Raw genomic sequence first — 14,441 nt, forward strand, 5'->3', positions numbered from 1 at the left:
AGGGAAACGAACCAATGACAGGATTGAAAACGATACTGCCGGCCGGAATGGCCGCGACCGCCATCAACGCGGCAACCGGCCCGCCGGCTCAGTTGAGCTGGTCGCGAATCTCAAGCCGCAGCATCGGATTGTCCAGCTTGCGCATGACCTCTTCGATCTTGTTGCGCAGCCGGGCGATGAACTGGTAATAAATCCGGCCGTTTCGCACCTGGATGACCACCTGCAGCCTGCTCTCCCGGTCGGTCGGCAGGTCCTGCAGCAGATTACCGAGCCAGACCGCCGCCTTCGAAACGGTGTCCGCTTCCTGCTTCAGATAGTCCCGGGTCACCGGGCAACGGAAAAAACGCTTGGCGCCGGACGGCATCAAGCCGGCGGAGACCACGATATCCCGGCCGGAAACATCGATCGTGTAGGTCGCCGTCAATTGGTTGGCGTTCGGGTTGGCCGCCTCGCGGGCCGCGTCCGGATCGCGCAAATCGCGAAGCAGCGCCTGCGTTCTCAAAGCGATATCCTGCTTGACCACGTCGAACAACTGGTGGTAGCGCGTCGCCGCGTCGGCCGGACGGGTGGCAGCATCCGGCCACAAGGTGGCCAGGCGGATTTTCTGCCATTCCGATTCCAGCATTTTAACATAAGCGTTGTACAGGAAACTCTCGGTAAAACGGTCGCTGGAGGAAACCCGGTCGGCCGACGGCACATTCAGAATCTCCTGGATGGCGTTGCCGAGCTGCTGCGGGTCCTGTTTCGGCAGCAACTCCAGCACTTTCTGATTCAGGCGGTTGTAGGAGTCCTCCAGCAACCGGTCCTGGGTGGTCAGCGCCGTGTCGGCGGGGGTGAACAACTGCAGCATCTGATCCTGCGCCTGCTTGATCGTCTCATCGAACAGCCGCTTGAAATCGACCATGCCGTTGCCGAGATCAAATGCGTTGAGATTGTAAAGCGTCGCTTCCGGCCCTTCCCGCCGGAATTCCAGCAACTGCTGCTCCGTCGGCCGGAACGTATTGTTATGGAGATTGGGAAAGAACAGTTTGAACTGATCGGCGATGATCTGCTTGCGCAAATCGCGGACCGCCGGCTGAATATTGGCATCGTAATACTGGTTCAGAATCTCATCCGCCGCCGGCGCGGTCGGCACCGTCGCCTCCAGGAAATGGACCAGCTCGGCATGCGGCGCCCCGCTGAGCAAACTGCAATAACGATTGATCGCATTCTCCAGCGTCCGGCTGCGGAAACGCTGGTAAAGCGTCTGCCGGCTGCTCTCATCGGTTTTAAAATTGTCCGGGGCGAACTGCATCGCCTCCTTGACTTCTTCGAGTTGTAACGGCAGGACATACTCGGTCAGGTGCTTGAAAAATTTATCCAACGTCAACGCCTGCGCCCGGCTGGTGACGCCCGGCAGCAGGGACGGAAACAACTGATAGAATTTCCTGTTGGGCTCCGCCTCCCGCCGTTCCTCCACCGCCGCCGCCAGCGCCTTCTCCAGATAGGTGCGAAATTCGTTGACGGTCGTCGGCTCACTGGATGCCGCTCCGTTGATGAAATCCTTCTGCCACTGCCGTTGCGCCAGGGCGTCCTCCACCAGCGGCGTAACCAGCGTATCGCGAACGAAAGGACGATTTTCCTCCAAAATATTCTTGCCGGCCGCCTCCAGCAAACGCTGCTCCATCAGCTTGACCAGATCGGCCTGCTTGTACTGATCGACTTCGGACTCGCTCGGAAACACCATGCTGACCAACCCGGCGCGCTGCTCTTCGGCCAGACGCTGCCGCGCCTGCTGAAACGCCGGTTCGAACTGCTGTTCGACATTCTTCTGAACCGCCTCCGGCGGCAGGACTTTGGCCTGGTCGACGAACGCCGGATCGAACAACGCCGCACTGCCGGCCGGCTGGCTGGCGGTAATCGAGGCGAGCAGCGCATCCACCTCATCCCGGTAGGCCTTCTGCAAAGCGGTATTGTGCTGCTGCAGCAACTGCTCGCGGGCGGTCTTCAAAAAGACGAACTTGGCCGGGTCCTGTTTCATCGTCTCATAAAAAGCATTGGCGTCGGCCGCCTGCCGGCTGACGGTATCCTGCAATTGGCTGAGCAGCAGCTTCGCCGACAACAGCGCCGTTTCCCGGTCCAGCCGGCTGCCGGCCGACGCCGTCTCTTCCGCGCCGAAACACGGCAGCCGGACAGCCCCCAACAACAACAGACAACATACAACAATTCTGATCATGGCAATTCTTCCAGCATCGGACATTGGGTTTGCGTTTTCAGATATTCGAAAGCATAACGTTTCAGGACGCCGTTCAGTTCGGTCAGCAGGATTTTGCGCTGCTCCTCCGGCGCCTGGACATATTGATCGAGCAGACTCTTGACCCGGTCGCTGCGCGCTTCCGCCGGATGGTCGGCCAGATAATTCTGTACCGCAACGGCCGCCTGGGTCTGCACTTCGCGGCAGGCGGCGAGCACCGCGTTGATCTTGCCGTCCATCTGGGCGGACAGCCACTCCCGGTTGCCGGACTGCAGGGCGGCGACATCGAGCTGGGAAATCTGAGCGACCTGCTGCCGCCACTGCTCCAGCAAGGCATTCCGGTCGGAGTAATCGGCATAAACGTTGGCAGCCCCCTGCACGAAAGCATTGCGCAGCACCGCATTCGCGCTGAGCTGGCCGTTGTCGATCACCATGCCGCCGTTATAGACCAGCTTGGACTCCGGCGTGATTTCCGCCATCACCTTCAAGCCGTAACGGGTCAGAAAGAAATCCTCGGTCTTCTCCAGCGCCATGATCAACTGCTGCCGCTGCTCGGTCAACAACTGCTCCTGCCGCTGCTCCTCGGCCGCCCGCATCACCTGGTTGGTATTCAACCGGAACAGGCAGAAGCCGATCATGAAGATCATCATCAGCGCCAGCGACAACTGCAGCATCAAACCGAGCAACTCATCGATATCGGCATCGGAATTGTTGCGCAAACCGGCAATCTGCGACAGTTGGCGTTTGGCATGGGAAGAAAGACGATATTTCATGGCAACCCGGTCTTATGATTCACTGTTCTGGGAATTCGCCGCCTCGTGCAGCGCATCGTTGAGGGTGGTCAACTCCTTGTTTTTGGTCCGGAGCGCGGCATTCTCCTTCTGCAGCCCCTCCAGCTGCTCGAACAGCGACTGCTGGCCGGCATTGACCTTGTCGACGATCGCCACGCATTTGTGGAACAATTGCTCCTGCGCCTCCGACAACTGCTTGACCAACGCGTTGTTCTGTTCCTGAAATTCCTCCTGGATGACGTTCAGCCGTTCCACCGCCGCCGTGCTGCGGCGCAACTGCGACTCCTGCTCCTGCCCGAGTTTTTCAAGAAAAGCGGTATTGGTCTGCAACATGGAGCTCTGCTGCCGGCCGATTTCATCGAGATTGCCCAGCACCAGTTGAATCTTGTCCAGCAGCGTATCCAAGCCGCTGGGAAATTCATTCAAGGTATTGCCGGCATCGGCCAGCGTCGAATTGAATCGGCTGAGCTGCTCGGCGCCGACTTCGAACTTCTTGCCGGTCGCGGCGGCCGAATGGCCAAGCTGGTCGACCAGGTCCAACAGGCTGCCGGCCTCGGTGCCGCGCGAGCCGATCGCCAACTGCGCCAGCTTCAGCATCAGCGGCCGCAGGGAGATCGGCAGCAGCACCGCCACCCAGGCGACGGCAACCAATGTGGAAAAAAGCGCCGTGTGAAGGCACTGCATCAGCGTGCCGACGCTGATCTTGTCCGCCGGAAAGAAGCCGATGATGATGATTCCCCAGACCGTACCGATCAACCCCAGCGACACGTTGACCCGGTCGTAACTCTGGAAAAACGGAAAATCATCGCTGACCTGCCGGATGCCGCGGTAGAGCCGCAGACAACCGACCAGCGTGCACAGCAGGCCGAAAAACGGGATGAACGTACTGATGGTCGACACGTCCAGCGTCGACCAGTCCAGCGCTTTGAGGTAACCGCTCGGCGGCTCCAGCAGGATGTCGACCCCGCGGAACATCGCCTGGTAGCTGTGGATGGCGCAATAGATATTGTTCACCCACAACAATCCGGTAAACAGCGTCAGAATGGCAACGGCAATCAGAATCGGCAGCAGCAAAATTTTCTTTTTCATAAGCGTCTTCGGGTATCCAAACCAATTTACTCAAGATGATTGTATTGTCTAAATTAAACGCCAATCGGACCATTTTTCAAGTTGCAATTCCGCGATTTGACTCACAAAGCAGTCAGAAATTCAATTGCGGCGTGTTCCGGCCGCAGCAAACTGACCGGCCGGGCCGGTGAAGGCTCAAGCGACAGGGTCTCCTCCAGCTTCCGCAATTTTTCCGCTCCGGCGATCAGGAACAACAGGCGCGCACCGCGATTGAGCACCGGCAGCGTCAGAGTGACGCGGGCGACGGCCGGCAGCGCGGTCACCGGCGGCGGCACCTGCAGCACCCACGCCGTATCCTCCTCCAACGCCGGCGACCCGGGAAAAAGCGAGGCGAAATGACCATCCGGCCCCATGCCCAACTGAATAAAATCAAAGACCGGCACCGCGTTTTCCGTCAACTCGAAACGCTGCGCCAGCAGCCGGGCGTATCTCTCCGCCGCCAGCGGCTCCCCGGCCGCAATCCGGTAGAAATTGGCGGCCGGCAGCTCAAGCAGGCGCAAATACCGCCAAGCGCGGGCGAAATTATTGTCCGGCGAATCCGGCGCCACACAGCGCTCGTCGACCCAGAACCACTCGATCCGCCGCCAGGCCGGCGTGACGAATCGCTTCAATGCCGCAAACCAGCCGTCCGGCAGCGACCCGCCGGAAACGGCGACCCGGCAAATTTCGCCGCGTTCCAGCTTCGGCGCCACCGCATCGGCAAAGCGCCCGGCGGCACTCTGAAACAGCGCGTCGCGATCTTCGAAACGGCAGACTTCGACTCTTTCTCTCATCGTTCGCGTCCTCATTTCAAGTTTAAACCGGAATTACGAATCCGTCGCATTACAGAAAAATGGCGGTGACGCCGCTGCCGCCCGGCAGGTTGTACTCTTCGCCGAACCAGATTTCCCGGACCAGCGGGCAGCCGGCGGCCAGCTCCCGGACCGCCTGGCGCAGAACGCCGTTGCCGCAGCCGTGAACCACCAGCAGCGAACGCCCCCGGTTGCGGGCGGAATAAAGCTGGCTGCCGACCAGGCGCAACGCCTCCTCGCGGCGGCGGCCATGCAAATCCAGCGTCAAGTGATAATTCGTTTTCATCTTATTGAATAATAGACCGGAATTTCCGGCTTTTTGCAACCTGAAATGCAAGTTTTTTCCGGTTTTATCGGCCTGGGCGGCGCCTTGACAGAGCGGGAAAGCGACGGTATATTGACAGGAATCGACAGGCAAACGGAAAGTCACAGGAACAGTGTTAAGATGAAACGATGGACAGGTTGGCTGAATGGAGTGGTGATGATGGCGGCATTGACCGGCTGCATCGAGTGGCCCGGCGCGGGGAACGGGGAAATTCCCGACCTATTGGCCGGGGAGATCGCCCGGGCGCCCGGCAAAGTCAGCGTGATGGTCACCCGGGTCGACGACGGAACGGTGCAGTTCGACTGCGACGCCGCCCGGCAGGTGCCGTCGGCCAGCACGATTAAAGTGTTGATCATGGCCGAAGTGATGCGCCAGGTCGAAGCCGGCAAACTGTCGCTGGATGACATCGTGCCGGTGCCGGACGACGCCAAACTGGCGGACAGCCAGATCGGCTTGCTGGACGCCGGGGAATATACGTTGCGCGACCTGGTGACGTTGATGATCATTGTCAGCGACAACACCGCGACCAACGTGTTGATCGACCTGGTCGGATTCGAACCGGTCAACCGGCTGGCGGCGGAGCTCGGTCTGAAGGCGACCGCGTTGCAGCGCAAGATGCTCGATTTCGCCGCCGCCAAGGCCGGGCGGCAGAATTATACCAGCGCGGCGGACATGAGCAGGCTGTTCGTGCTGCTCGGCCGGCGGCAGCTGGTCTCGCCGGAAGCCAGCGACATCATGGTCGGCATTCTGAAGAACCAGAAGGACACCCAGTCGTTCAAGCGTTTCCTGCCGGAAGAGCTGGTGGTGGCGCACAAATCCGGCTGGCTGGACAATCTGGAACACGAAGTCGGCATCTTCTATCTGCCGGACGGCGATTACGTGCTGGCGGTTTTCACCAACGAGTGCACCAGCAACGCCGCGGCACGGGATTTCATCGGCCATCTGACCAGAGCCTGGTACGAGGCGATGGGCGGCGAACTGCCGCGCTGAACGACCGCCGGAATGAAAGATTGGAAGCAGGTGACGGTCTACACCGACGGTGCCTGCCGCGGCAATCCCGGCCGGGGCGGTTACGGCGTCGTGCTGAAATACGGCCGGCATCGCAAAGAGCTGTCGGCCGGTTTCCGGCGGACGACCAACAACCGCATGGAACTGCTGGCCGCCGTCGTCGCCCTGGAAAGCCTGAAGGAGCCGTGTGCGGTAACGCTCTATTCCGATTCGCGTTATCTGGTCAACGCCGTCACCAGACACTGGCTGCAATTCTGGCAGCGCAACGGCTGGAAAAAAGCGGACAAACAACCGGTGGTCAATGTCGATTTGTGGCAGCGTTACCTGGCGGCCGCCGCCCCGCACCGCCTGGAGCTGCTCTGGCTGAAAGGCCATGCCGGCCAACTGGAAAACACCCGCTGCGACCAGTTGGCGACCCGGGCGGCAGACGGCGGGGAATGGAACGAGGACGACGGCTTTTCCGGCTGAACCGGCCGGCGGCGCCGCGATGATAATCCGGGATGATTTTCCCGACAACTTTTCCGGAGGAATTCAGCGATGTTTTGTAATACCAATCGCCTGCAGCTCGCCTTGCCGGCCGCCGCCCTGACGCTGGCCGGCTGGCTGACGGCCGGCAGCAGCCAACCGGCGCTCACCCTGACCACGCTGGCGGCCGGAGCCGGTTTGCTGACCTCGGCCTGCCTTTTCCGGCCCGGCCAACTGGCCGGCCAGGCCACCCGGCTGGCGGCCGCGCTGTTCGGGGCCGCGCTGGTCGCCGCGATAATCTGGCGCCTGACGCAGCCGGCAAGCGGCTGGTGGCAGGCGATCATTCCCGCCCTGATTGCCGTCGGTTTCGTCATCGCGTTCGCCGTATTGGCCGGCAAACTGGCCAACGGCAGTTATCCGCGGCTGCTGTTGTTGTACGCCGCGGCGCTGCTCGTCGTTTTCGGCGTTTTTTCCGCCGGGACATTCGGCCTGGGCCTGGTGACGGCAATCACGCTGGCGGCGATCGGCGCCGCCACGCTGCTGCGTCCCTCTTATCCGGGCAAAGGCGGGCGGGACGGCGCCCTGGTGCTGCTGCTGATCGCCCTGACCATCGCCGCCTGGACGCTCCTCGAAAGCAACCCGGCCCGCTGGACGCAACTGCGGCTGCTGCTGTCCAGCCGGTTGCAGCAGGAAAATATCGCTTATTACATGAACACCGAGCTGCGTTCGATGGCCGCCTGGCTCGGCAGCGCCGATTGCGACGGCATCCCGCTGAAGGAAGTACTGCCGTACTGGTGGAACGAATTGTGGCCGACGCTGCTGATCGCCGGTTACGGGCGGCTGGCGCTGCTGGCGTTCCTGCTGGTCGCCGGCGTGCTGTTCTGGCAGTTGTTCCAGGGGTTCCGGCAGTGTCGCGGCACCGTCGCCCCATTGCTGGCGGTCGGTATTTTCGCCTTCCTGTCGAGTCAGTTCCTGATCAATTTTTTATGGTTCGTCGGACTGTTTCCGCTGTTCGACGCCGCCATGCCGCTGCTGGTCACCAGCCCGGCGTGGTTCATCGCCGACGCGCTGCTGCTGGGAATTTTCTTCCGGCTGATGCCGCGCCGCTGCCGGCCGTGGCCGCAGTTGCCATTGACGCTGCTGCCGTCGCTGGCACTGTTGCTGCTGCTGGGCCTTGCGGCGCACCTCGACCGCAACCGGGAACCCGACTGGCAGGCGGTTTCCCGCACGGCCATCTACGACCATGCCAACCGGCCGCTGGCCGGCAGCGGATTGACCGGCGTCGTCGGAATCGACCCTTCACGCCTGACCGGCGCAACCGCGCCGCAGCGACTGGCGCAACTCGGCCGGCAATTTTTCGGCCTGTCGCCGCAAGCCTTGCGGCAACGCCTCGAAACGGCCCGCCACGGAACGGAAAAATATCTCCGGCTGGCTACCGACATACCGCTTGACAAGCTGCCGGAATTGCGGCGCGCACTGCTGCGGAACGGTATTTTCCCGGCAGCGGTGATCGGCCCGTGGCAGAGCCGGACTTACCCGCAGGGGAATTACCTGGGCAATGTGCTGGGGCTGGTGTCGCGGGAACGCGATCAACTCTATGGCCTGAGCGGAGTGGAAAAACAGTGCGACGGCGATTGGCAGAGCATCCGGCTGACCATCGATCTCGACTGGCAGAAACGCTGTGAAAACGACCTGGCCCGTCTGGCCGGCCGGCCGGGCTGGTCGATGCTGCAACTGATTCTCGTCGATCCGACCGACGGCCGGATGCTCGCGCTGGCCCAGCGGCCGGCAACCAATCTGCTCGACCGCCGGACGGTTCCGGTCACCGGCAACCTGGCCGCCGAAACGGTTTGGGAACCGGGCGAACTGCTGGCGCCGTTGTGGCTGGCCGACTGGCTGGCCAGCGGCAAAGTCGCCGCGGACGAAACAATCGACTTGAAAACCCGGCCGGCCGCAGTGATTCTGGACGGTACCGGTTTGCGGGAAAACGCCGGGCTGGCCGCCGGCACCCCGGCGGAACTGGTGGCCGGCGGTTCCGCCACCGGCCTGGCGCTGTTGGCGGACCGTTTCAGCAACCGTGAACTGCTGGAACAACTGGCCAATCGGGGACTGACCGAAATTCCGACCGCCGACCTGCAGCCGGCCAGCGGCGGCTTGCTGGAACATTTCACCGACCTGGACCTGGCGCTGCGTTCCCGGCTGGCCAACGGCCGCGGCATCGCGGTCAGTTCGCTGCAACTGCTGCGCGCCTATTGCCCGCAGCTCAACGGCGGCTGGCTGCCGCCGTTGTATCTGATTCAGGAATGGACCGAAGCGGACGGCACGGTCAAGACCGTCCGCCGGGAGTGGCGTCCGCTCCACCCGAACGGCGAAACGCCGGAAATCGCCTGGCCGGCGACGGGATATTTCACGCAACTGCGCCAGGCCGACGGCACGACACTGGCGGCCCGCCTCGGCCGCATCGGTTCTGCCGAACAACCGCTGCTGCTGCTTTTCGTCGCCCGGGTTCCGGCCGACGACGGCCAGGCGGAAGCCGTTTCCGCCGAACTGTTTCAAAAGCTGGCCGCCTGGCACCGCCAGAACCGCTGACGCAAGAAATCATCGGGGCAGGAAAGCCGCCGGCCAATTTTCCACGGGCATCGCACTCCAGGGGCCGTCTGCCGCAGATATTTCCGGAATTGACGGACAGCCCTGATGATGAAGTGTATCTATTCGGGATTTCAATCGACCGCCGCCGTCCACCATCAGGAAATATTTCTTATTTTACAATATATTTTTCACAAAACATGATTAGATTTTTACTCTTTCCGAACCGACCGGCCAACCAGCAAGTTCGACATATTATATTAATTAAAAATAAGTTATATAAAAACAACCGTTAAATCGACGCATTTCTCAGAGGAAACATAATATTTTCAAAATAGAAATAATTACAATTTCTTTCCTGAAAATATTGACATTCCGTAAAAATTTTGCTATACTATAGGAAATGATAAAAAAACGGATGATCAATGGCAAATATTAGAAAGAAAGTGACTCAGCAGCGGATCGCCGAACTTACCGGCGTAAGCCAGGGGATCGTTTCGGCGGTGCTGCGCCAAGCGCCGTTGAGCGACCGTATTCCGGGCCCCACCAAACGCCGGATTCTTCAGGTCGCCCGGCAGAACAATTACCCCATCGGGACGCCGGTGGAACGGCCGCGGGGCTGCCGGAATAATATCATCGGCATTCTGCTGCGCAAGGAGAATTCGCAATTCCAGCAGGATCTGGCCACCGGTCTCAACGACGCGCTGGAAGCGCTGCATTACCGCTGCGTATTTTCCCGCATCAACCTGGACGGGGATCCCGCCGAGGCGGAGATTTTTCTCGACCGGATCATTGATTACGACCACGCCGGAATTATCTGCCTCGGGCATTTTTCGGCGCGGATGCCGGATGTCGTGCCGCGCAAGCTGGAACGTTGCCCCAATGTGGTCTATCTGAATCCGCCGCGCGGCATCGGCGCCGCCCCCTGCGTGCGCATCGATTACGGCGCCGGAGTAATTGAAGCGGTGCGGGCGCTGAAGGCCCGGGGACGCAAGCGCATCGCCCTGTGCCTGAACGACATCAACTGCGATGCGACCAAGGGGCGCTTCGCCGGATACTGTGCCGGCATTCTCGAAGCAGGTTACCCGATGCGCCCTGAATTATGCTGGACGGCGGAGGATTACCAGCTGTGCGGCTGGGAAGGAGCCGACCCGGCGCCGGTGGTCGAACGGATCATGGCAACCGTGGTCAAGGATCGTCAGCCGGACGCCATCATCGCCGCCAACGATCCCTGGGCGGTCGAACTGATCCAGGCGCTGAAGCAGAACAAGTTCCGGGTGCCCGAGGATATCGCGGTGATCGGCTTCGGCGATTATGCCGGCTATTGCCAGAGCAGCACTCCCCGGCTGACCAGCATCAGCCACGGGAACGACGCCATCATCGCCGCTCTGGTCGAACTGGTCGACGGGCTGGTCACCAACCGGCTCACCGGCAGCGAAGCCGACCTGACCGATCGTGAAGTCAAGTCATTCCTGGTCGAACGCGAGTCGATCGGGAGGTTAACAGAAGAGTCAAACGTCAACCAACCCTAAAAAAATACAAGAAAGGATTCGGGTGAAACAGATGAAACAAACATTCACATTGATAGAATTGCTGGTTGTTATCGCTATCATAGCCATACTTGCCAGCATGCTGCTGCCGGCGCTGTCCAAAGCGCGAGCCAAAGCACATCAGATTTCATGTATCAGCAAACTCAAGCAGATGGGACTTGCGACCGTCCTTTACGCCCAGGATAACGACGACCGGGTCCTTCCGGCCCTGCAGGGCGGCGATACCTCGAAGCCGTGGACAACCTTGATGGAAGATTACGCGACGCAGTGGGACTCCGGCTTCTTCAGCTGCCCCGCCGACAGCGAACCCCTCTATGGAGAATACAGTTATGCGATGAACGCCTTTATCGGACACCGGGACGGCTCTTCGCGCCGGCTCAGCAACTTTCGCAACCCGACCCAGGCCAGCTACCTCACCGACGCGGTTTACGACGGCAAAAACGATTACACCTATGCCAATGCCGAAACCACCGAAATCGCTTACCGGCACAGCCTGAAAAGCAATACGCTTTTCTGCGACTGGCACGCGGCGTCCCAGACCAGAGAACAAATCGGCTGGGAAGATGGCTACAGTTACTGGCTGTACGGCCGCAACGACATCTCCAACTGGGATTATGATCCGTACTGGGATTGATAAAATGAATCATGTCTTGATAGTATTCACCATCCTGGCGGCAGCTCTTTCGAGCGCCGCCGCCGAATGCCTGCCGCTTGAACTCGCCGCCCGCTTCGAAGCGCTGCCGGCCTCCGGCATCGTCGAGGCCGACGAGCTTACCCTGCCGCAGCAGCCGTGGCGCCGGCGCAATTCCGGCGGGTTGACGATCCTCCGCCGCACGCCTGAAGGCTGGAGTGCCGTACCGCAATGGAGTGAGCCCGGGACGCCGCTCTTCTTCCGGTTGAGCGAAGGAATCGCCCCTTATGGCCGGGACACTTCTTATTTTGCGGCGGATTCCGATTTTCTGCGGCAAAACGGCGTGAAACCGGCGCCGGCACTGACGGGGACCGGCCGTGAACCGGTCTCCCTGGATCCGGCTGCCTGGTCAAGCCGGGTGATCTCTTCCGGTTCGCTGGAATTGTCATGTCCGGCGGCCGGGGTGCTGCGTATCGTCTACCGGGGCGATTCTTCCCGGAGCCGGGTATTATTGACCTCGCCCGCCCTGCCGGTCAAGGGCGGCGAGGTGCTTCGATTGCGCCTGCGCGACCGCTTCGCTGCCGCGCCGGCAATCACCGCAGCGACGCTGCCCGGCCACAATCCGGACGGAACACTGCCCTCCCCGCACGAGGTGGAGGACCAATTGACCGGGGCGATCACCAATCTGGCTTTCCGGAACGCCGCCGGGCAGGAAATATCCGGCCCCGACTGGTGGACGCTTCACCGGCTCCCCTGGTCCTACCCCAAGCTCCGGGAAACCGCAATCACGGTGCCGCAGGAGGCGAGCGAGGTGGTGTTCACCTGGCTTTTTCAGGGAGAAGGCGAACTCACCTGGGAGATTCACGAAATCACCGCGATCCGCTTGCCGGAATCGTTCATCCGGTCCGGCTATCATTTGAATATCGCCGGAAAAACGACCTTCCCGCAGCGGGAAGTGCGTGATTCAACACCCGGAGAATTCCGGATAACGCCCGGCTGCCGAATCACGCTGAGTCCCCAGGCGGCAGCCCTGGGGCTGGAGCCGGCAGTGCTGCTGGACGGTTTGAAGACGTGGTCTCCGGAACTTGGAGAAAACGGCGCAATCCGAGTCGGTCTCTGGGAGGAGGAAACCGCGCGGCGCGAGCCGGCGGAGGAATTGCCGCCGGAAGGCTATCTCCTGACCGTCACGCCGCAGGGGGTGAACCTCCTAGGCAGAGATGCGCGGGGAATCTTCTACGGACTCCAGGAGCTGGGGGAACGGCTGCGGCTGGGCGGCGGCGCGACTCCGTGTGCGCAGGTTTTCGATTACCCGGAGCAGGAGCTGCGCATCGTCCATCAGCTTCTGACCTGGAACCATCCGGAAGATCCGCTGGCTTATTATCGGAAATGGCTGCCCCTATTGGCCAGGCACCGCATCAACGCCTTCGCCTTCGATGTGCGGCGCGACTGGTTCGAGCTTGACCAACCGGCACGCCGGGCCTACTGGGAGCAATTGGCCGCGCTCTGCCGCCAATGGCAGATCATGCCGATCCCGATGGGGGTGAATTTCCGCAACCTGCAGCCGGTCGAGGAAGGGATACAGTGGGCCGCCGCCCGGTGGGCCGACAGCGAACCTTACGTCCTTACCGGAACCGATGAGGTAAAATTAAGGGGACATGCCGACGGCTATTATGTGCGTTCCGGCGATGACAACGGGTTCGGTTTTGCCCGGTTGCCTGACGGAACCCGGCCGACTCTGGCCCTGACCGGCGGCGACAATCCTTTCCTGGTACGCAGCGCCGACGGCAGCATTACCTATCGCCGCGGCGAAGATTACGAAATCGAAAGCGATTACCGGTTCGTGCGGGGCTCGAATGATTTTTCGCTGCCCGGCAACAGTCTGACGCTCAAATGGCCGACCGGCATACGGCGACTGGCCGACGGCCGGATTCCGGACGGAGCGACGGTTTTGGTCAGCTATAACTATCTGTATCGACAACGGGGACAGCAGAACGAACACTTCGCCACCTGCATTTCGGAATCCCATGCCATCGCCCGGGCCCAGCAGGCGCTGGCTCAGATGATCGAAGTAATCCGGCCGGAGTGGGTGCACATCAATCAGGATGAGATCGTCGGCGTCGGCCGGGACGGCCGGGACCTGAAAGCGATGCGTGAAAAGAACCAGACGCCGGGCGCACTGTTCGCCGGCCTGCTGGAAAGTTTCAAAACGGTCGCCCGGGCACATGGAGTCAATCACCCGCTGATCGCCTGGAGTGACAATTTCACGCCGACCCATGCGGGGTGGAGTCAAAATTACAACGGACCGTTTTATCTCTATGACGTGCGCGACCATATCGATCCGGCGGATTATTTGATCGACGTCTGGGGCGGGGTCGAAACCGCGGATGATCTGCTGAAAAACGGCTACTCCATCCTGGTGGCGCCGCTGGAAAACAAAGCGGCGATCGTTGAAAGCGCATTGTACCTGGCCGACCGCAAACTCCGCTACGGCGCCAAACGGGTCCGCGGCATCCAGCTTTCCTGCTGGAACGCACCGGATGAAGCGAATTTCCTGCACTTGAAGGATTTTGCGCGCCAAGCCTGGAATCCGGGTCCCTGGGCGCAATGGCTGGACGGAGGACGCCGGCTGCGGCTCTACGACCTCTATGCCGAACCGGCGATCCTGAAATCGGCGGGAAAGCCGATCCCGCTCCGGGAGGTTCCGGCCGAGGCGGCCTGGTGGACTTCATGGCGTGGTTCCTGGAGCCGGGAAGCCTGTTTTCCGGCTCCGCCCCGGCAAACGCTGCAGACCGAGAATGTCCAGGGCTACGGCAAAACTCTACCGGCGCCATATACCGAATAATTATTTCAATTGACGGGCCTTTGGCATGGAACGCTTTTCCAGCCAGAGGCCCCTGTCCGCCGGAAGCCGAGGCAACCGGCACAAAAAACTT

General features: G+C 61.0%; 11 protein-coding genes. 6 read left to right on the plus strand and 5 right to left on the minus strand.

The features are described from left to right. Positions 1-88: 88 nt before the first annotated feature. From HWX74_RS02150 to HWX74_RS02170, 5 genes are all read right to left on the minus strand, one after another. Positions 89-2,215, minus strand: a complete 2,127-nt coding sequence (locus tag HWX74_RS02150) for a hypothetical protein (RefSeq protein WP_176011971.1) — start codon at positions 2,213-2,215, stop codon at positions 89-91. Next, positions 2,212-3,006, minus strand: a complete 795-nt coding sequence (locus tag HWX74_RS02155) for a hypothetical protein (RefSeq protein ID WP_176011972.1) — start codon at positions 3,004-3,006, stop codon at positions 2,212-2,214. Before HWX74_RS02155 ends, HWX74_RS02150 begins: the two co-directional genes overlap by 4 nt. Before the next feature lie 12 nt (positions 3,007-3,018). Further along, on the minus strand, positions 3,019-4,113 hold the full coding sequence (locus HWX74_RS02160; protein WP_176011973.1) for a hypothetical protein: 1,095 nt from the start codon (positions 4,111-4,113) through the stop codon (positions 3,019-3,021). A gap of 101 nt (positions 4,114-4,214) precedes the next feature. Beyond that, entirely contained in the window at positions 4,215-4,925 is a 711-nt protein-coding gene (gene pgl / locus HWX74_RS02165; protein ID WP_176011974.1) for a 6-phosphogluconolactonase, read from the minus strand. A 49-nt stretch (positions 4,926-4,974) separates the two neighbouring features. Next, a complete protein-coding gene (locus HWX74_RS02170) occupies positions 4,975-5,229 on the minus strand; it encodes a Smr/MutS family protein (protein ID WP_176011975.1) in 255 nt (84 codons plus the stop codon). Between the two features lie 159 nt (positions 5,230-5,388). On the opposite strand from HWX74_RS02170, the gene HWX74_RS02175 reads away from it, so the two are divergent. The 6 genes from HWX74_RS02175 to HWX74_RS02200 all read left to right on the plus strand — a co-directional run bounded on the left by HWX74_RS02175 (position 5,389) and on the right by HWX74_RS02200 (position 14,350). Further along, a complete protein-coding gene (locus HWX74_RS02175; RefSeq protein WP_176011976.1) occupies positions 5,389-6,258 on the plus strand; it encodes a serine hydrolase in 870 nt (289 codons plus the stop codon). A gap of 12 nt (positions 6,259-6,270) precedes the next feature. Continuing rightward, positions 6,271-6,744 (plus strand): ribonuclease HI, encoded by a 474-nt coding sequence (gene rnhA, locus HWX74_RS02180; protein WP_176011977.1) that lies wholly within the window; start codon positions 6,271-6,273, stop codon positions 6,742-6,744. 69 nt (positions 6,745-6,813) lie between these two features. Next, positions 6,814-9,330 carry a penicillin-binding transpeptidase domain-containing protein gene (locus HWX74_RS02185; RefSeq protein ID WP_176011978.1) on the plus strand — a complete coding sequence of 839 codons (2,517 nt, stop codon included), beginning with the start codon at positions 6,814-6,816 and terminating at the stop codon, positions 9,328-9,330. Positions 9,331-9,752: 422 nt separating this feature from the next. After that, the gene (locus HWX74_RS02190; protein WP_176011979.1) at positions 9,753-10,859 is read left to right on the plus strand and encodes a LacI family DNA-binding transcriptional regulator; all 1,107 of its coding nucleotides are present in this window, start codon (positions 9,753-9,755) and stop codon (positions 10,857-10,859) included. Between the two features lie 31 nt (positions 10,860-10,890). Then, entirely contained in the window at positions 10,891-11,511 is a 621-nt protein-coding gene (locus HWX74_RS02195) for a type II secretion system protein (protein ID WP_176011980.1), read from the plus strand. A gap of 4 nt (positions 11,512-11,515) precedes the next feature. After that, positions 11,516-14,350 (plus strand): glycoside hydrolase family 20 zincin-like fold domain-containing protein, encoded by a 2,835-nt coding sequence (locus tag HWX74_RS02200; RefSeq protein ID WP_176011981.1) that lies wholly within the window; start codon positions 11,516-11,518, stop codon positions 14,348-14,350. Positions 14,351-14,441 lie beyond the last annotated feature (91 nt).

This window comes from Victivallis sp. Marseille-Q1083 (genome assembly GCF_903645315.1).
In the GTDB taxonomy this organism is placed as follows: Bacteria; Verrucomicrobiota; Lentisphaeria; order Victivallales; family Victivallaceae; genus UMGS1518.